Consider the following 15,467-nt stretch of genomic DNA (forward strand, 5'->3'; position numbering starts at 1 on the left):
TTCGATGGGTTCCGCGATTTTCTTCGTGCTGGCACCGGTGGCGGTGCTCGCGGGCGTGCTGGTGTTCCGGGTGGACTCCATGGTCCGCGCGACGTTCCTGCTGCTGGTGTCGTTCCTCGGCGTTGCCGGGCTCGCGTTCCTGCTGAACAGCGGGTTCGTCGGCGGGATCATGCTGCTGATGATGACTGGCGAGATGGTGATCATGGTGGTGTTCATGATCATGTTCATGATGAATCCCGGCGGCTTGATGCCCATGAAGATGGTGCACAATCAGCGATTCTCCGCGTGCGCGGCCGTGCTGACGTTCCTCGGCCTCGCGATCGTGATCCTGACCGTGCGCTGGCCGGCGCCGAAGGGCGTGGCGCCCGCAGACGTCACGCTGAGCATCGGTGAGGGCATGATGGGCTCGAAGATGCTGGTGTTCCTCACCGCGGGGGTCGCCCTGCTCGCGTGCATGATCGCCGCGCTGGCGCTGGCCACCCACCGCGGCCGGTACGACCGCTACGGCGACGACCTCGACCGGAAGACGCCCGATGACGCGGCACGCGGGGGTGTCGGGCGGTGAACCTCCAGCTGTTCCTCCTGACCGCGGCGGCGTTGTTCTCCGTCGGCCTCTTCGGCGCGTTGTCCCAGCAGTCGATCGTGATGCTGATGATGGGCTTGGAGCTCATGGTCAACGGTGTGATCCTGGCCGCGGTCGCGTTCTGGCACTACCAGTCTCCGGCCTCGGCGGACGGCCAGATCCTCGTGCTGATCGCGTTCTGCGTGATGGCGATCGAGATGGCGATGGGCTTCGCCGTGCAGATCGCGCTGTTCCGTGCTCGGGACGTCGACATGACCGACATGGCTGGGGATCTGCGGGGATGAACGCACTTCTGTGGCTGCTGCCGGGCCTGCCGCTGGGCGTCGGCGGCCTCCTGCTGCTGGCAGGGCGCCGGGCCGACCGAGTCGCGTGGCCGGTCGCTCTGCTGGCCGGGTTGGTGACTGCCGTCCTTGCGGTGACAGTCGCCGTGGGCAGGCCGAGTGTGTCGGCCGCCTGGCTGGCCGGTCTGCCCGCCGGGCTCGCGGTCGACGGGTTGTCCGCGGTGCTGGTCGTGACCGTTACGGTGGTCGCGCTCGCGGTCATCGTCTACGCGGGTGCGGACCTGGCCGCAGACGACGCCAGGGCGCGGTTCTTCGGCCTGCTGCTGGTGTTCGTGGCGGGCATGCTGAGCACGGTCACCGCGACGAACCTGGGCGTCCTGCTCGCCGGCTGGGAACTGATGGGCGCGATGAGCTACGCCCTGATCGGCTTCTGGTGGCCCGACAGCAGGCGGGTCGACGCGGCCAACACCGCGTTCCTGGTCACCCGAGCCGCGGACCTGGGCCTCTACCTCGCGTGCGCGGGGGCGTTCGCCGCCGCGGGCACGCTCGAGATCGACCGGCTCGCTTCGCTGCCCGACGGGTGGCGGGCTGTGGTCATGGCGGGCCTGCTGGTGTCGGCATTGGGCAAATCCGCGCAGATTCCTTTCGCCTTCTGGCTTTCGCGCGCCATGGAGGGCCCCAGCCCAGTGTCGGCACTGCTGCACTCGGCGACGATGGTCGCGGCAGGGGCCTACCTGTTCCTGCGCACCGGAGACCTCCTGGCCGCCGAGCCTTGGGCGGCGACCACCGCCGCGTGGGTGGGCGTGTTGACGGCGTTGCTGCTTGGGCTCGTCGCGGTGGCGCAGACCGACTTCAAACAGCTGCTCGCCGCGTCGACCTGCGCGCAGATGGGTTTCCTCGTTCTCTCCGCCGCGGCCGGCAGCCGGGAAGCCGGGATGGCCCACCTGGTCGCGCACGCGGCCACGAAGTCCTTGCTGTTCCTCGCCGCGGGCACCCTGCTGCATTTGCTCGGTACCAAGGATCTGCGTGAACTCGCCGGTGCGGGCCGTCGGCTGCCGCTGGTGGGTGCGGTCGCGGCGGTCGGTGCGTTGTCCTTGGCCGGAGCGCCGCCGTTGTCGCTTTGGATCACCAAAGACGGCGTGCTCGCTGGTGTCCTCCGGTCGAGCACGCCGCTCTACCTCGCAGGACTGGCCGCGGGAGCGGTTTCCGCACTGTACGCAGGAAAGGCACTGGTCCTGCTGCTGCGGCAGACCGAGGAAGCGCCCACCGAGCGACCCAGGGTGCCCGTGGCGATGGCGATTCCGATGATCGTGCTCGCGGTCGCCGCGGCGGTGCTCGGCCTGGTCTGGCTCCCCACGGAGGCAACGGTGGCCGAGCTGGTGCTGTCCGGCGCGCTTGCCCTGGTCGTGCTGGGCGCGGTGACCTGGTGGATCCACAGTGGACGAACGGTGCCGGACGGCGTCCTGCGTCGGTGGTTCGCGAACTGGCTCGGGCTCGAGTGGCTGGCCAGGCGGCTGGTCGCTGTGCCGGTGTACGCCCTCGCCCGTGGACTGGCCACAGTGGACGGTGCCACCGAACGCGCAGCTCTGCGGGGCACCGGCGTCGTCGGCCGGGCCGCTGCCGAGGTCCGAGAACGCCGGGTCAGTGTCGACGGGCTGGTGGATGCTGTCATGCGCTGGACGGCGCGGTCCGCCAAGCTTGGCCGCGGTGTCGACGACCGGCTCGTCGACCGCGCCGTGAACGCCGTCGCCGTCGGAACCGGGTGGCTGGGCAGGATCGCCCGCCGCCCGCAGACCGGGATGTCGCACCAGTACTACGCCCAGGCCGTCGTTGGTTTCGCCGCGTTGGCCGTCCTGCTCCTGATCGTGTTGAGGTGACGTGGTGCTGTCCCTGATCGTCTTCCTGCCCCTGCTGGCGGCACTCGGGCTGTACCTGGTGCCGCGCCGGGCGGAACGGTTCGTCCGCGTCGCGGGCATCGCGGTGACCGGGGTGGTGTTGCTGCTCGTGGTCGTCCTCTGGCTGGGCTACCGGACACCGCCCGCGGGGCACTTCGCTTTCGAAGAGCGGCTGCGCTGGATTCCCAGCCTGGGCGCCGGTTACCACCTCGGGGTGGACGGCCTGTCGTTGCCGCTGGTGGCGATGTCCGCCTTGCTGTTCTTTGTCTGCGCGATCTATTCCTGGCGTGAGAAGCGGCGGATCCGGGAGTACACCGCGCTGTTCCTCTTGCTCGAGGCCGTCTCGATCGGCGTCTTCCTGGCACTGGATCTGGTGCTGTTCTTCGTGTTCTGGGATCTGTCCATTGTGGGCATGTACTTCGTCATCGCGCTGTGGGGACACGGCGACCGGCGGCGGTCCGCGCTGAAGTTCTTCCTCTACACGTTCCTCGGCTCGCTCGCCCTGCTGCTGGGGATCATCGGCCTGTACGTCTTCGCGAGCCCCGCCACCTTCGACATGGTCGAGCTCACTCTGCAGACGCCGCTCGCCACGGCAGGCGCGGCCGCACCGCTGGTCATGCTCGGGCTGGTCATCGGGTTCGGCGTCAAGACCCCGGTCGTGCCGGTGCACACCTGGTTGCCGCCCGCCCACACCGACGCGCCCGCGACCGGCTCGGCGATCCTGGCCGGGGTTCTGCTGAAGATGGGGACGTACGGCTTCCTGCGCGTCGCGATGCCGATGCTCCCGGACACCTGGCGCGACTGGTCGTGGGCGCTGATCGCGCTCGGGGTGGTGTCGGTGCTGTGGGGCGCGCTGGTCGCGTTGGCACAGCGGGACTTCAAACGGATGATCGCCTACACCTCGGTCAACCACATGGGGTACATCCTGCTGGCCATCGGCGCCGCCGGGCTGGTCGCGGATTCCCCGCAGCAAGCCCGCGAACTGGCCATTACGGGCGCGGTCGTCCAGATGGTCTCGCACGGCCTGATCACCGGCGCGCTGTTCCTGCTCGCCGGGGTGCTGCATGACCGCGGCGGGACCTACGACCTCGAAGCGTGGGGCGGGCTCGCGAACCCCGCACCCGTCTTCGCGGGGGCGACCGCGATCGCGGCGTTCGCGTCGCTCGGGCTGCCCGGCCTGTCGGGGTTCATCGCCGAGTTCCACATCTTCCTCGGCAGCATGCGGCCCGCGCCCATCCCGACCGCGCTGGCGTTCCTTGGCATCCTGCTGACCGCGGCGCTGTTCCTGATCGCTGTGCAGAAGCTGCTGCTCGGCCCGGTGCGGGGGCGGTCCGAGGGCGTGCGCGACCTGCGGTCGCACGAGGCGATCGCGGTACTGCCACTGCTGGCCCTGTCCGGGGTGATCGGGATCTTCCCGCGATTCCTGCTCGACATCGTTGAGCCGGCGTCGCGGGCCGTGACCGAACTGGTCGCCCGATGACCGCAATGATGAACGAAACCCCGGGCGCGCTGCTGCCCGAGTTGCTGCTGCTCGCCGGGGCGGTGTTCGGCCTGCTCACGGGGCTGTTCCTGCCGCGGCGCCGTCAGTGGATCGTCGCGGTCGTCGCCGCGCTGGCCATGGTCGGCTCGATCGTCGCCGCAGCGCTCGACCTGGCGCGTGAACCGCAGCGGGTGTTCGACGACAGCTATGCCGTCGACGTGCCGCTGGGTGTGGTCCGCATCGGCGTGGCCACCGGAACGCTCCTGGTGCTGGCGTTGTCGGTCGCGCCGGTGCGGGGACACCGCAGGGAGACCGAGTACTACGTCCTGCTGCTGTTCGGCGCGCTCGGCACCATCATGATGGCGGGCGCGGCCGACGTGCTGCTGCTGATGGTCACCTACCTGCTGGCCAGCATCCCGCTGTACACGCTGGCGGCGTTCCACCAGGACGCGCGGGGGACCGAGGCTGCGCTGAAGTACTTCCTCAACGGCGCGCTCCTGGGCGTGCTCATGCTTTTCGGGCTCACGCTGCTGTACGGGGCCGGCGGTGCCACGGCCTACGGCGAACTCGGCAAAGCGCTGCCCGGGGCGTCGCAGCCGCTCGTCGCGGTCGGGCTGGTGCTGACCTGCGCCGGGCTGGCCTTCAAGCTGGGCGGTGTGCCCGCGCATTTCTGGGTGCCCGACGTGGCGGAAGGCGCGTCGGCCCCGGTGGCCGCCTACGTCACGACCCTGCCCAAGATCGGCGCCGCGGTCGCGCTGCTGCGGCTGGTCACCGAAGCGCTGCCCGGGGTGCGCGTCGACTGGTCGTTGCTGATCGCGATCATCGCGGCGGCGAGCATGACCCTGGGCAACCTCGCCGCGTTCTGGCAGCAGTCGCCGACCAGGTTGCTCGCGTACTCGACGATCAGCCAGATCGGCTACCTCCTGATGGCCGTGGCCGCTGCGCTGCGGTCCGAACTCGCGACCCCGGCGCTGCTCTACTACCTCGCGGCGTACCTGGTCACCAACCTCGCGGCCTTCGCTGTGGTGGTCGCGCTGCCTCGAGCGCAGGTCCTAGGTGACTACGCGGGACTCGCTCGCAGGCATCGCGCGCTCGCGGTGGTTCTGCTCGTCTCGCTGCTGTCACTGATCGGTATCCCGCCGCTGGCCGGGTTCGTGGGCAAGCTGGGCGTCTTCGCCGCGGCCATGGACGCGGGTCTCGCCTGGCTGGTCGTGCTCGCCGCGCTCAACACGGTCGCGAGCGTGTTCTATTACCTGCGGTGGCTCGCACCGGCCTTTTTAGACAGTCGTCAAGATGGAGAACCGGACAAGCTGGCCGATTCGGGGAGTTCGCCACGGATCACCGCGTACGTCGCCGCCCTGCTGACGGTTGTGCTCGGTCCGGCAGGCGGCTTGCTCTACGCGGTGCTCTGATCTTCTACCAGGGGTGGTTATAGCGCGTTTGGTTCCTCTGTAGGCAGTACCGAAGCTGCTGTGCGGAAGGCCTTCTGCGTGCAGACGGGTACCTCACGACGACGTTGACGCATCACCCAATTCTGTCTACGATTGTCTATAGTAGATAGCCTGGAGGTCAAGATGCGGGCCAAGGCCTTGGTATGGGCGATTCATCCTCACAGTCCGGCTTGGCGGGACGTCGACACGATAGGTTCTGCGCTGGCCATTGATTTCCGCACTGAGGAAAGACAAAGTGATTTGGCGCCGCGGCGATCAGGCCGATCGGTCACAGGGAATTCCGGCACGCGGCGGTAGTGTCCTCCGGCCGGAGGCGCAGGTTGTCGAAGGCGGGATCCCGCCTTCGACCGCCGATTTCGGGTTCGGTCGTCGTTGGCGACACAAGATGATCGGGAGTTGGCATGCCGTTTTCTGGTCTTGTCCGTGATGGAGTCAACCGGATCCTTCGGCCGATGGGGGTGCAGGTCGTTCGTGGCTACACGACCGACCCTGCCGTGGGCACGTTCCTCTCCGCGCGGAAGGCTGCGGCCGGGGCCAAGCGTGCGGGCTTGTCCATCGGAGACTACCTCGACAACTACAGTGCGGAGCCCGGGGCGACGTCGGACGCTGTCGAGGCGATGCTGCGGCTGGCCGGGTTCGAAAGCGGTGTCGAGCGGGTCTGTGAGATCGGCGCCGGAAGTGGTCGGTACGCGGTGAAGGTCATCGCAGGGCTGAAACCCGAGGTCTACGAAGTCTACGAGACCGCACCGGACTGGCTCCCCCTGTTGCGCACGCTGCCGTCTGTTGTCGTCAGAACCGCGGACGGACACGCGCTGGGGGAAACCAAGACCGCGTCAGTGGATCTCGTGCACGCGCACAAGCTTTTCGTCTACATCCCGTTCGCCACCGTCGTCGGCTACCTCGAGGAGATGGTCCGAGTCGTCCGCCCTGGCGGCATTGTCGCTTTCGACGTCTTCACCGAAAACAGTCTGGATGACGGTGTCGTCAAGGCCTGGATCGCCGACAATGTAACGCTCTATGGCGTACTTCCTCGTGCCTGGACGATCGACCTGCTCGCCCGGCGCGGGCTGTCGCTGGTAGGGACTCATCTCGTTCCGCTCAGTGGCAGTCATACCGAACTGCTTGTCTTCCGGCGCAGCTGACGGGACGTGGGTGTGCACACCTTCAGCCGTGCTTTCGGCCTGTGGTCCGCGCCGAGGGCGTTTCCGGTGGCGATAGTGCCCGGCATCGGTGCCGGGCACTGATCGTCGGGGTTACCGCGTAAAATGAGACGTACCCGCCATCTCGCCCTCCACGGCGCGACCACGGCGAGTTGGGCACAGCTGCCATCGACTCCGGCGGCCCACTGCTCCTGATCGGCGGGGCAGGCGAGCCCAGAGCATCGGAACTGTCGACCGTTCGGCGATCAAGTCTTCCCAAACATCTGCATCAGGACACTCCACTCAGAATGTCGCGGCTGTCGAGTTCAGGGACATCGTCGTAGCGAACGCGTCGCCAACTGCCAACGGGCGGGCAACGGCGACGAACAGCGACGACTTGACGGTGCGATCAAGGTCCTCGAAAGTACCCATCGAGGGATGCGGCATAAGGGAGCGACGTTTCGGTCGTCGGCAGTGCCCGGCGAATTGGGCTGGCTCTGTCAGGCGGTGGCCGAGGGTTTGTCGCGCACGCCCAGTCGCAGGTGCTCGATGTGATATACGGCCTCGTCAAGCAGTTGCGCGACGTGGGTGTCGTACAGGCTGTAGACGATGCTGCGGCCCGACCGTGTGCCGGTGACCAGGCTCAGTGCCCGCAGCAGGCGCAGTTGGTGCGATACCGCGGACTGCTCCATGCCCACCGCCTCAACAAGTTCCCCCACGGTGCAGGGACTCTGCCGCAGGCGGGTCAGCATCAGCAGTCGACTCGGTGTGGCCAGCGCCTGCAGCGTCGCGGCCACGGTCGCGGCACCCTCGGCGTCCAGCGACGCCGCCGGGGTATCCCTGCCTTCGACTCCGTGACCCATACCGGCATCTTAACATCAGGTACACATGAAGACGTCGTCATATGTACCTGTACAGTGGTCGTGTTCGCTGCCCACCCACGCTGATTCCGGAGGACCCGGTGGCACCCACCCAGACCGAGACCCGCCCGGCTGAGACCCACCCGTCGCGGCCCGCGCTGCGAGCACGACGCAGACGAGCGTTCGCGTTGCCCGAGGTCCGCTGGGCAGCGCTATCCACTGTGCTGTTCCTGGTCGGCATCGCCGCGCAATTCAGCGGTGGCCCGGCTTGGTTGTGGTGGGCGCTGTATCTGGCCTGCTATGTCACCGGCGGCTGGGAGCCTGCCTGGGCCGGGCTACGGGCACTGCGGGAGAAGTCCCTGGATGTCGACCTGCTGATGATCGTGGCCGCGATCGGCGCCGCGGCGATCGGGCAGGTCCTCGACGGCGGTCTGCTGATCGTCATCTTCGCCACTTCCGGCGCGCTGGAGGCGCTGGCCACCCAACGCACCGCCGACTCGGTCAAGGGCCTGCTCGACCTGGCTCCCGAGCAGGCCACCCGCCTGCTCCCCAGCGGTCGCGAGGAGCGTGTCGACACCGCGGCCCTGGTGGTGGGTGACGTGGTCGTCGTCCGGCCCGGTGAGCGCATCGGCGCCGACGGGCAGGTCGTCGTCGGGGCCAGTGACGTCGACCAGGCCACGATCACCGGCGAACCGTTGCCCGTGACGAAAAACGTCGGCGACGAGGTGTTCGCCGGCACCCTCAACGGCACCGGCGCACTACGGGTGCGGGTGGACCGGGCCGCCTCCGACACCGTGGTCGCCAGGATCGTGGCACTGGTGGAGGAAGCCTCGGCCACCAAGGCGAAGACCCAGTTGTTCATCGAGAAGATCGAACAGGTCTACTCGGTCGGCGTTGTCGTGGCGACGCTGGCGTTGTTCTTCGTGCCGCTGGCCTTCGGCGCCGACGTGCAGTCCACCCTGCTGCGGGCGATGACGTTCATGATCGTCGCGTCGCCCTGTGCGGTCGTGCTGGCCACCATGCCGCCGCTGCTCTCGGCGATCGCCAACGCGGGCCGTCACGGCGTGCTGGTCAAGTCCGCGGTCGTGATGGAACAACTCGGCGACATCACCACGGTCGCGTTCGACAAGACCGGCACCCTGACGGAAGGCACCCCGCGTGTCGCCGACATCCGGGTGCTGACCGGCTCCGGACTGGACGAGCAGGAAATGCTCCGTTTCGCCGCCGCGGCCGAGCACCCCAGTGAACATCCCCTCGGCCGTGCGGTGGTGGCCGCGGCCCGCGAGCACGACGTGTCTCTGCCTCCCGCCGAAGAGTTCACCTCAGTCCCCGGCCTCGGAGTCAGCGCGCTGGTCGAAGGGCGTCGAGTCGCTGTCGGCAGCCCCCAGCGCCTGCTGTCGGCGACACTTATGGAGGGGCAGCCGGGCCACGCCGCGGCCCAGGCGGGCGCGATCGTCGCGGAACTGGAAGCGCTCGGCCGCACCGCCGTTGTTGTGATGATCGACGATATCCCTGCCGGTGTTCTTGGGCTGGCCGACCGGCTCCGCCCTGCCGCCGCACAGACAGTCGCTGATTTGACCGCGCTGACCGGCACCGCTCCGGTGCTCCTCACGGGCGACAACCCGCGCGCAGCAACCCATCTCGCTGCCGAGGTCGGCATCACTGACGTCCGTGCCGGCCTGCTGCCGCAGGACAAGGTCGCCGCGGTACGGGAACTGGAAGCCGCCGGGAGCAAGGTGCTCGTGGTCGGCGACGGCGTCAACGATGCTCCCGCGCTGGCCGCCGCCCACACCGGTATGGCGATGGGCCGAGCCGGTTCCGACCTCGCCTTGGACACCGCCGACGCCGTCGTGGTCCGCGACGAGCTGGGCACGGTGCCCGCGGTGATCGCCTTGTCCCGACGGGCGCGCCGGTTCGTGATCGCCAACCTGATCATCGCCGCGACGTTCATCACCGTCCTGGTGCTGTGGGACCTGATCGGCACCCTGCCCTTGCCGCTGGGCGTGGCCGGGCACGAAGGTTCCACCGTCATCGTCGGGCTCAACGGACTGCGCCTGCTGCGCGACTCGGCCTGGCGACCTCGCCGCAACGGTCGTTGACAGGGGCGATTCCCGGTTTGCCAGACTGCGTCGGTGAGCATTCCTCGCCAGACCAGGCGCCACACTCTGCTGCGTCGCGGCTTTGCCCTGGATTCCCTGATCGAGATCGGCGCCTCGATGGTGGTGATCTGGGAGCTGTCCGGAAGTGGAGAGCACCGGCGACACCATGCGCTTCGGCTGATCGGGATCGCGTTCGTCGTAGTGGGGGTGTACCTCGCCGTCCAGTCCACATTCGTGCTGGCCAGCGGCTTCCACGCGGCGACCAGCCCGCTCGGGATCGCCTGGACAGCGCTGACCGCGGTGGTGATGTTCGGCCTCGCGGCCGGTAAGGCACGGACCGGCACCGCGCTGGGCAACGCGGTGCTGCGCACTGAGGGACGGGTCACCCTCGTCGATGGCATCCTCGCGGCGGCGGTACTGGCCGGGTTGGTGCTCAACACCACGCTGGGATGGTGGTGGGCCGACCCGCTGGCTGGCTATGCGCTGGTGTTCTACGCCGCCCGCGAGGTCCGTGCCATCATCCGCGAGCAGTGCTAATGCCGATCCTCAAGCTCGTCGCGTTCGTTCTGCCGCTCGGGCTGGACTCGTTCGGCGTGGCCGCCGCGATCGGCGCCGCCGGTCGACTGACCGCACGGGCGCGGTGGCGGATCTCGGCGCTGTTCGTGGTGTTCGAGGCCGGGATGCCCTTGATCGGCCTCGCCTTGGGCGCGCCGTTGGCCCACGTGATGGGCGATACCGCCGACTACCTGGCCGCTGCCGCGGTCATCGCCATCGGCATGTGGATGCTGCTGCACAGTGAACAAGACGAGGAGGAGAAGACCGGGCGGCTCGCCACCGCCCAGGGCGTCGCACTGCTCGGGTTGGGCATCAGTATCAGCCTGGACGAACTGGCCATTGGCTTCAGCCTTGGCCTGACTCACCTGCCGCTGATCCCGGTCATCGTCGGTATCGCCGCGCAGGCGTTCCTCGCGGCGCAACTCGGTCTGCATCTGGGCAGGCGGATCGCCGAACGCTACCGCGAAGCAGCCGAACGACTCGCCGGGATCGTCCTGATCGGCTTGGGCCTGTTCCTTGTCGCCGAGCGAGTGTTCGCGTGAACCGCGGCCGCCCCCCCCAACAGCACGTTTCCCAGCGTTCAGTGCACTGGCCTTGGCCTGTTTCCCGGTGAAGCCGTGTCGCCTGGGGGCCGGGGCTGCTGAGCGGTGGGTGGTCGGGTCTCGCGCGGCCACCCACCGCGATTTCAGCGGTGTCAAGCCATCAGGCGCAGCAGCCTTCGGGCTGGTTCGCCTTGTCCGCCTGGCCGGTGGTGGCGTCGGGCTGGCAGCAGGTTGCCGGTGTGGCGGTGGTGGCGCTGTCGGTGCCGTACGTGCTGGAGTCGTCCTTGACGGTGTAGACCTCCCACGGTTCCTGGCCGGGGCCGTGCACCCATACCTTGTCCTGCAGCGCGTAGCAGCAGGTGGTGCCGTTCTCGACCAGTGTCTCCATGCCCTCGCCGGTCAGGCGCTTGCTGGCGGCGTCGACCTGCTCGGTGGACTCGACCTCGACGCCGAGGTGGTCCATCACGGTGGCCTGGCCCGGTTCGCCTTCGAGCAGCACCAGCTTCAGTGCGGGCTCGGCGATGGCGAAGTTGGCGTAGCCGGGCCGCAGCTTCGCCGGCTCGGTGTTGAACAGCTTTGAGTAGAACTCGATCGACCCCTGCAGGTCCCCGACGCGCAGCGCGAGCTGAACTCGTGACATCCCAGCCTCCTTGGATAGACATCTGTCAAAACAAGACAGGACTTAGATTGCCCTCTAGATAGATGCCTGTCAACATAGACAAATGTCGAAGCAACTCCCACTGGCTTCGACCTGACCGGCCCGACCATCTCCCACCGCCTCAAGGTGCTGCGCGAATCCGGCCTCATCGACGGTGAGCGGCGCGGTACCTGGGTCTACTACCGGGTCCACCCCGAAGTCCTCGCCCGCGTGTCCGCGGTGCTGGTGCCTGGCGAGTCCGGTGTGATGACCGCGTGACGACCACCGACATCCACCTGCCGGTCTGGATTGTCGCCGCCATGCTGGTTGGCCTGCTCGCCGGGCGGGCGATCCCCGGCCTGAACGCCGCGCTGAACGCGGTGTCGGTCGACGGGATCTCGCTGCCGATCGCGATCGGGCTGCTGGTCATGATGTACCCGGCTCGATACCGGCGACGCCAGCTTCGAAACGACCGCGCCGGACCGGACGACCTGGAACGCCGCGACGTCGTGCTGCTCGAACGCCGCAGGAGCGAAGTCGGGACCCCGGAGCGACGGTCTTCAACCATCGGCGGATGGGCCGCAGGCTCGACCGCGTCATCGACTCCCTCCAGCGCCACCTCGCCGCCGAGAGCGAGGCGGACATCCGACGGGGCATGCCCTGCCCGCGCCGCTGGGACCCGTTCTTCCAAGACTTCATGACCCTCGCGGACATCTACCACTACCCGACCCAGCACTTCGACTTCCACCAGCACCAACTCACCCTGAAAGAGCCACCGGGGCCGTCGGCATAGATGACCTCGTGGTCGAGGACCAGGACCGCCAGCTTGGCTCCTGGCGCTGCTCGGGATCCTGGGCCTGGCCGCGGTCGTGCTCGTCGACGAGTTCGCCGAGGTCGTCGTCATCGCCAATGGCGTCCGCGCCCTGGACACCACGACCGCGCCCCTGCCGGTCGCCGTCATCAGCACGACCGGGGCAGCGTGAGCTCACCCGTCCGGGTGTAGACGTCGGGGTGAAGACGTTCGCCATGAGCGGCGGCTGGTTACTACGGCGCCGTCCCGTGGCGGGTGGGCCGTGCGCGCGTCGCAAATGCTCCGCCCTGAGGGTCATTGCGGGGCGCGAAGCCCAGCCACAGTGACTGTCACGAGCCGGTGGGCCGCGGCCGCGGACGGCAGGTTGCTGGCGGCAGTGAGGGCGTGCAGGCAGTAGCCGGCGAGTTCGTCGGGTGCGACGTCGGTGCGGATGGCGCCCGCTTGGGCGGCTTGGGTCAGCAGGTCGGTGAACATGTCGCGCAGGTGTTGCTGCGCGCGTGCGACGTGCTCGTCGGGATGCAGGAGCGCTGCGAGTTCGGTGCCGTGAGGCTCGTGTCGGTGATGCTGTACCCGCTGTTGGTGAATGAGCGCGTAGGCGTGCAGGACCGCTTCGAGCCGCTCGCCAGAGTCATCGACGCGGTCCCGGACTTCGGCGAGCTGGGCGAGGTGGTCGGCGATCTGGCGCTCGTGCCAGGCGGACAGGATCGCCTCGACGTCGGGGAAGTACTTGTACAGCGTCGCGCGTCCGATGCCGGTCTTCTCGGCGATCCGCGACATCGTCACCGACGTCAGCCCGTGCTCGGCTACTAGTGCCGCCGTGGTGTCCAGTGTCGCGTCGCGCACCGATTGGCGGTGCGCCTCGATCGTCTCGTTCCACAGCTTCGGCACCCATCGAGCATACACAGCGACGTTGTCAATACAGTATGACTTGACAGCGACACAATGTATCGATAAACCTGGGTGTCATGAGGCTCCCGTTAGGCACACTCGGTGAAGAGGGGCATGCGCATGGCTGACGCGCCGCACAACCCGCATCCCGGTTCGACGACTCCACGCGGACCGGACGACCTGTACGTCACTCCACCGCCGTGGAACATCGGCCGCCCGCAACCGGCGTTCCAGGCCCTTGCCGACGCGGGTGCCCTCCGAGGCCGGGTGCTCGATGTCGGCTGCGGGACCGGTGAGCAGGTGCTCCTGGCCGCCGGGCTCGGCCTGGACGCCACCGGTGTGGACCTGGCGTCCGCGGCACTGCGCACCGCTGAGGACAAGGCGCGTGACCGGGGGCGTACGGCACGGTTCCTCCGCTGGGATGCCCGCAAGCTGGCCGAACTCGGGGAGTCCTTCGACACCGCGCTCGACTGCGGGCTGTTCCACATCTTCACCGGCGACGACCGCGCCGTGTTCGCCGACAGCCTGCGATCCGTGCTGGCGCAGGATGGCCGCTACTTCATGTTGTGCTTCAGCGACCGGCAACCGGACGGCAGGTGGCCGTGGGTGCACCGGGTGACCCGAGACGAGATCACCGCGACCTTCGCCGATGGATGGCGCGTCGACTCGATCGAACCGGCCACGATCGACATCACGACCGACCCCGACGGCATCCGGGCCTGGCTGGCGAGCATCACCAGGAGGCCCTGATGACCTCCGAAACCGATGGCGAGACCGTGGCTCGCCGAAAGCGCCGTACGACGATCGGCCTGGCCGCGGCCGCCGTGCTGGCTGTCGCCGTGCACCTGGGGCTGGCCGGAGCCGCGTGGGCGTCCGCACCGTGGACCGGCTGGGCCACCAACATCGTCCTGGCGGTCGTCGTCGTGAAAGTCGTCGGCGTGACGGTCATGACCCGCCTGGCCACCCGGCGCGGCAGGGCCTCCCATCGCCCCGACACGTTCGGGCCCACCGCCCACCTCGCATCCTCGGCGAGGCATCTCGGCGCGATCCTTGGCCTCCCATGGACAAGGCGCAGGGGGAACCCTGTGGGGGAGGAGCCGATCACCCGATCCGTCGCTCGTATTCCGACGCCGAAAGGTGAGCGGTACGCCAAACAACTGTGCAGCCACGCCGCCTGGAAAACTCCCCGCGCGGAGTGGACCCCGCCGGACGGTGTGATCGAGTTCCCCGCCGACATGGGGACCTGCCGGATGACCGTGGAGCCCGACCACCTGCTCCTCGCCATCGAGGCCACCGACGCCGCGAACCTCGCCAGGATCCAACAGATCATCGGCGCGAACATCGAGCGCTTCGCCAGCCGAGACGGCCTCACCGTCGAGTGGATCCCGGACGCAGATCACTAGACCTGCGACTGCGTCCCGCGCCGCCCGGACTCGCCGGCTCGTCGGACGGTGATCCGCCGCTCCTCGCGGATTCCCTGGGGTGGTGTCCTGGTCGGGAACTATCTACTACCTCCGTACGTAGATAGTAAGAGAAGGTGGTCGGACGCCCGTGCCGGCCCCGGTGGAGGAGCCATGCAGTCGGTGTTGTGGGGTATCGCGGTCCTGGCCTGCCCGGTCGGGATGGGCCTGATGATGTGGCTGATGATGCGCGGCCAGCGCAAAGACCATGGTGACGCGAAGGAACAGCAGGTCGCGCAGTTGCGCGCGGAGGTGGAGCAGCTCAAGGCCGAGCGCGCGAAGGGCCTCCGCTGATGCCTACCTGGTTCGTCGCGGCGGTCGCGATCGCGGCGGTCACGGTCACTTACTTCTCGTGTGTGCGGCCGATGCTGCGCGAGCGTGGGCACTGCGACGCGCCCGGCAGAGGTGGCGACCTGGATCGGCGGATCGCCGAACTGCGGGAGGAAGTGCGCGTGTTGCGCGCTCAGGACTCCCTCGATGGTAGCCACTGATGGATCGATCGAAGGCTGGCGAGGGGGCGGTGGCGATGACGGATCCGGGACTGCGGGCCTCGGACGCCGATCGGGAGCGCGTGGTGTCCGGTTGCGCGAGCAGGCGGGCGAGGGCCGACTGACGTTGGAGGAGTTCCCGGAGCGGTCGGCCGTCGCGTACCAGGCTCGCACCCTGGGCGACCTCGATGCGCTGACCTGTGATCTTCCCGTCCCTGAGCCATCGCCGCGCGGACGACCTCGCCGCGATGGCTGGTGCCGACGGTGATCGTGCTCGCGGCGGGCCCCTTGCTGGCAG

The 15,467-nt window shown here is 68.4% G+C and carries 19 protein-coding genes and 1 pseudogene; 17 read left to right on the plus strand and 3 right to left on the minus strand.

The window, feature by feature from the left end; genetic code table 11:
* Positions 1 to 4 precede the first annotated feature (4 nt).
* The 6 genes from QMK34_RS03805 to QMK34_RS03830 all read left to right on the plus strand — a co-directional run bounded on the left by QMK34_RS03805 (position 5) and on the right by QMK34_RS03830 (position 6,832).
* Entirely contained in the window at positions 5 to 565 is a 561-nt protein-coding gene (locus QMK34_RS03805) for an NADH-quinone oxidoreductase subunit J family protein (protein ID WP_326411509.1), read from the plus strand.
* Positions 562 to 867: an NADH-quinone oxidoreductase subunit NuoK gene (nuoK, locus tag QMK34_RS03810; protein ID WP_326411511.1), complete on the plus strand. Its 306-nt coding sequence runs from the start codon at positions 562 to 564 to the stop codon at positions 865 to 867. The genes QMK34_RS03805 and nuoK overlap by 4 nt, the downstream gene beginning before the upstream one ends.
* Entirely contained in the window at positions 864 to 2,741 is a 1,878-nt protein-coding gene (locus QMK34_RS03815; protein WP_326411513.1) for an NADH-quinone oxidoreductase subunit 5 family protein, read from the plus strand. The genes nuoK and QMK34_RS03815 overlap by 4 nt, the downstream gene beginning before the upstream one ends.
* A gap of 4 nt (positions 2,742 to 2,745) precedes the next feature.
* Positions 2,746 to 4,239 (plus strand): complex I subunit 4 family protein, encoded by a 1,494-nt coding sequence (locus QMK34_RS03820; RefSeq protein WP_326411515.1) that lies wholly within the window; start codon positions 2,746 to 2,748, stop codon positions 4,237 to 4,239.
* An 8-nt stretch (positions 4,240 to 4,247) separates the two neighbouring features.
* Positions 4,248 to 5,651 (plus strand): NADH-quinone oxidoreductase subunit N, encoded by a 1,404-nt coding sequence (locus tag QMK34_RS03825; RefSeq protein WP_326411518.1) that lies wholly within the window; start codon positions 4,248 to 4,250, stop codon positions 5,649 to 5,651.
* 491 nt (positions 5,652 to 6,142) lie between these two features.
* A complete protein-coding gene (locus QMK34_RS03830; RefSeq protein WP_326411521.1) occupies positions 6,143 to 6,832 on the plus strand; it encodes a class I SAM-dependent methyltransferase in 690 nt (229 codons plus the stop codon).
* A 497-nt stretch (positions 6,833 to 7,329) separates the two neighbouring features.
* Here QMK34_RS03830 and QMK34_RS03835 read toward each other — a convergent pair whose 3' ends face one another.
* Entirely contained in the window at positions 7,330 to 7,692 is a 363-nt protein-coding gene (locus QMK34_RS03835) for an ArsR/SmtB family transcription factor (RefSeq protein WP_326411523.1), read from the minus strand.
* Positions 7,693 to 7,790: 98 nt separating this feature from the next.
* Between QMK34_RS03835 and QMK34_RS03840 the strand changes: the two genes are divergently transcribed.
* Genes QMK34_RS03840 through QMK34_RS03850 form a run of 3 tightly spaced genes read left to right on the plus strand, consistent with a single transcriptional unit; the run spans position 7,791 to position 10,885 of the window.
* The gene (locus QMK34_RS03840; RefSeq protein WP_442785094.1) at positions 7,791 to 9,788 is read left to right on the plus strand and encodes a heavy metal translocating P-type ATPase; all 1,998 of its coding nucleotides are present in this window, start codon (positions 7,791 to 7,793) and stop codon (positions 9,786 to 9,788) included.
* 33 nt (positions 9,789 to 9,821) lie between these two features.
* The gene (locus QMK34_RS03845; protein ID WP_326411525.1) at positions 9,822 to 10,325 is read left to right on the plus strand and encodes a cation transporter; all 504 of its coding nucleotides are present in this window, start codon (positions 9,822 to 9,824) and stop codon (positions 10,323 to 10,325) included.
* Positions 10,325 to 10,885, plus strand: a complete 561-nt coding sequence (locus QMK34_RS03850) for a manganese efflux pump MntP (protein ID WP_326411527.1) — start codon at positions 10,325 to 10,327, stop codon at positions 10,883 to 10,885. The genes QMK34_RS03845 and QMK34_RS03850 overlap by 1 nt, the downstream gene beginning before the upstream one ends.
* 160 nt (positions 10,886 to 11,045) lie before the next feature.
* On the opposite strand, the gene QMK34_RS03855 is transcribed toward QMK34_RS03850, so the two are convergent.
* Positions 11,046 to 11,525, minus strand: coding sequence for an ArsI/CadI family heavy metal resistance metalloenzyme (locus tag QMK34_RS03855; RefSeq protein WP_326411529.1), 480 nt, complete (start codon positions 11,523 to 11,525; stop codon positions 11,046 to 11,048).
* 105 nt (positions 11,526 to 11,630) lie between these two features.
* Between QMK34_RS03855 and QMK34_RS03860 the strand changes: the two are divergent.
* Together QMK34_RS03860 and QMK34_RS47680 are read left to right on the plus strand one after the other, a co-directional pair.
* Positions 11,631 to 11,801, plus strand: a pseudogene (locus QMK34_RS03860) (ArsR/SmtB family transcription factor); the annotation flags it as partial.
* Positions 11,798 to 12,223, plus strand: coding sequence for a hypothetical protein (locus QMK34_RS47680; protein WP_442785095.1), 426 nt, complete (start codon positions 11,798 to 11,800; stop codon positions 12,221 to 12,223). The pseudogene QMK34_RS03860 and the gene QMK34_RS47680, both read left to right, overlap by 4 nt.
* 404 nt (positions 12,224 to 12,627) lie before the next feature.
* Here QMK34_RS47680 and QMK34_RS03870 read toward each other — a convergent pair whose 3' ends face one another.
* Positions 12,628 to 13,221 carry a TetR/AcrR family transcriptional regulator gene (locus QMK34_RS03870; RefSeq protein WP_326411531.1) on the minus strand — a complete coding sequence of 198 codons (594 nt, stop codon included), beginning with the start codon at positions 13,219 to 13,221 and terminating at the stop codon, positions 12,628 to 12,630.
* 120 nt (positions 13,222 to 13,341) lie between these two features.
* Between QMK34_RS03870 and QMK34_RS03875 the strand changes: the two genes are divergently transcribed.
* The 6 genes from QMK34_RS03875 to QMK34_RS47685 all read left to right on the plus strand — a co-directional run bounded on the left by QMK34_RS03875 (position 13,342) and on the right by QMK34_RS47685 (position 15,437).
* A complete protein-coding gene (locus QMK34_RS03875) occupies positions 13,342 to 13,971 on the plus strand; it encodes a class I SAM-dependent methyltransferase (RefSeq protein WP_326411533.1) in 630 nt (209 codons plus the stop codon).
* Positions 13,971 to 14,624 (plus strand): DUF2218 domain-containing protein, encoded by a 654-nt coding sequence (locus tag QMK34_RS03880; protein ID WP_326411536.1) that lies wholly within the window; start codon positions 13,971 to 13,973, stop codon positions 14,622 to 14,624. The genes QMK34_RS03875 and QMK34_RS03880 overlap by 1 nt, the downstream gene beginning before the upstream one ends.
* A gap of 171 nt (positions 14,625 to 14,795) precedes the next feature.
* Entirely contained in the window at positions 14,796 to 14,975 is a 180-nt protein-coding gene (locus QMK34_RS03885; protein ID WP_326411538.1) for a hypothetical protein, read from the plus strand.
* The gene (locus QMK34_RS03890) at positions 14,975 to 15,172 is read left to right on the plus strand and encodes a hypothetical protein (protein WP_326411539.1); all 198 of its coding nucleotides are present in this window, start codon (positions 14,975 to 14,977) and stop codon (positions 15,170 to 15,172) included. Before QMK34_RS03885 ends, QMK34_RS03890 begins: the two co-directional genes overlap by 1 nt.
* Positions 15,172 to 15,294 (plus strand): hypothetical protein, encoded by a 123-nt coding sequence (locus QMK34_RS03895; RefSeq protein WP_326411541.1) that lies wholly within the window; start codon positions 15,172 to 15,174, stop codon positions 15,292 to 15,294. The genes QMK34_RS03890 and QMK34_RS03895 overlap by 1 nt, the downstream gene beginning before the upstream one ends.
* A 2-nt stretch (positions 15,295 to 15,296) precedes the next feature.
* Positions 15,297 to 15,437, plus strand: coding sequence for a DUF1707 SHOCT-like domain-containing protein (locus QMK34_RS47685; RefSeq protein WP_442785097.1), 141 nt, complete (start codon positions 15,297 to 15,299; stop codon positions 15,435 to 15,437).
* The last annotated feature ends 30 nt before the right edge of the window (positions 15,438 to 15,467 follow it).

This window comes from Amycolatopsis sp. H20-H5 (assembly GCF_035828755.1).
Lineage (GTDB): Bacteria > Actinomycetota > Actinomycetes > Mycobacteriales > Pseudonocardiaceae > Amycolatopsis.

Bases quoted from the DNA above. Each gene is read 5' to 3' on its own strand.
- QMK34_RS03880 (WP_326411536.1), top strand. From the start codon at position 13,971: ATGACCTCCGAAACCGATGGCGAGACCGTGGCTCGCCGAAAGCGCCGT.
- QMK34_RS03895 (WP_326411541.1), top strand. From the start codon at position 15,172: ATGGATCGATCGAAGGCTGGCGAGGGGGCGGTGGCGATGACGGATCCG.
- QMK34_RS03890 (WP_326411539.1), top strand. From the start codon at position 14,975: ATGCCTACCTGGTTCGTCGCGGCGGTCGCGATCGCGGCGGTCACGGTC.
- QMK34_RS03835 (WP_326411523.1), bottom strand. From the start codon at position 7,692: ATGGGTCACGGAGTCGAAGGCAGGGATACCCCGGCGGCGTCGCTGGAC.
- QMK34_RS03805 (WP_326411509.1), top strand. From the start codon at position 5: ATGGGTTCCGCGATTTTCTTCGTGCTGGCACCGGTGGCGGTGCTCGCG.
- QMK34_RS03830 (WP_326411521.1), top strand. From the start codon at position 6,143: ATGGGGGTGCAGGTCGTTCGTGGCTACACGACCGACCCTGCCGTGGGC.
- QMK34_RS03825 (WP_326411518.1), top strand. From the start codon at position 4,248: ATGAACGAAACCCCGGGCGCGCTGCTGCCCGAGTTGCTGCTGCTCGCC.
- QMK34_RS03885 (WP_326411538.1), top strand. From the start codon at position 14,796: ATGCAGTCGGTGTTGTGGGGTATCGCGGTCCTGGCCTGCCCGGTCGGG.
- QMK34_RS03850 (WP_326411527.1), top strand. From the start codon at position 10,325: ATGCCGATCCTCAAGCTCGTCGCGTTCGTTCTGCCGCTCGGGCTGGAC.
- QMK34_RS03855 (WP_326411529.1), bottom strand. From the start codon at position 11,525: ATGTCACGAGTTCAGCTCGCGCTGCGCGTCGGGGACCTGCAGGGGTCG.
- QMK34_RS03815 (WP_326411513.1), top strand. From the start codon at position 864: ATGAACGCACTTCTGTGGCTGCTGCCGGGCCTGCCGCTGGGCGTCGGC.
- QMK34_RS03875 (WP_326411533.1), top strand. From the start codon at position 13,342: ATGGCTGACGCGCCGCACAACCCGCATCCCGGTTCGACGACTCCACGC.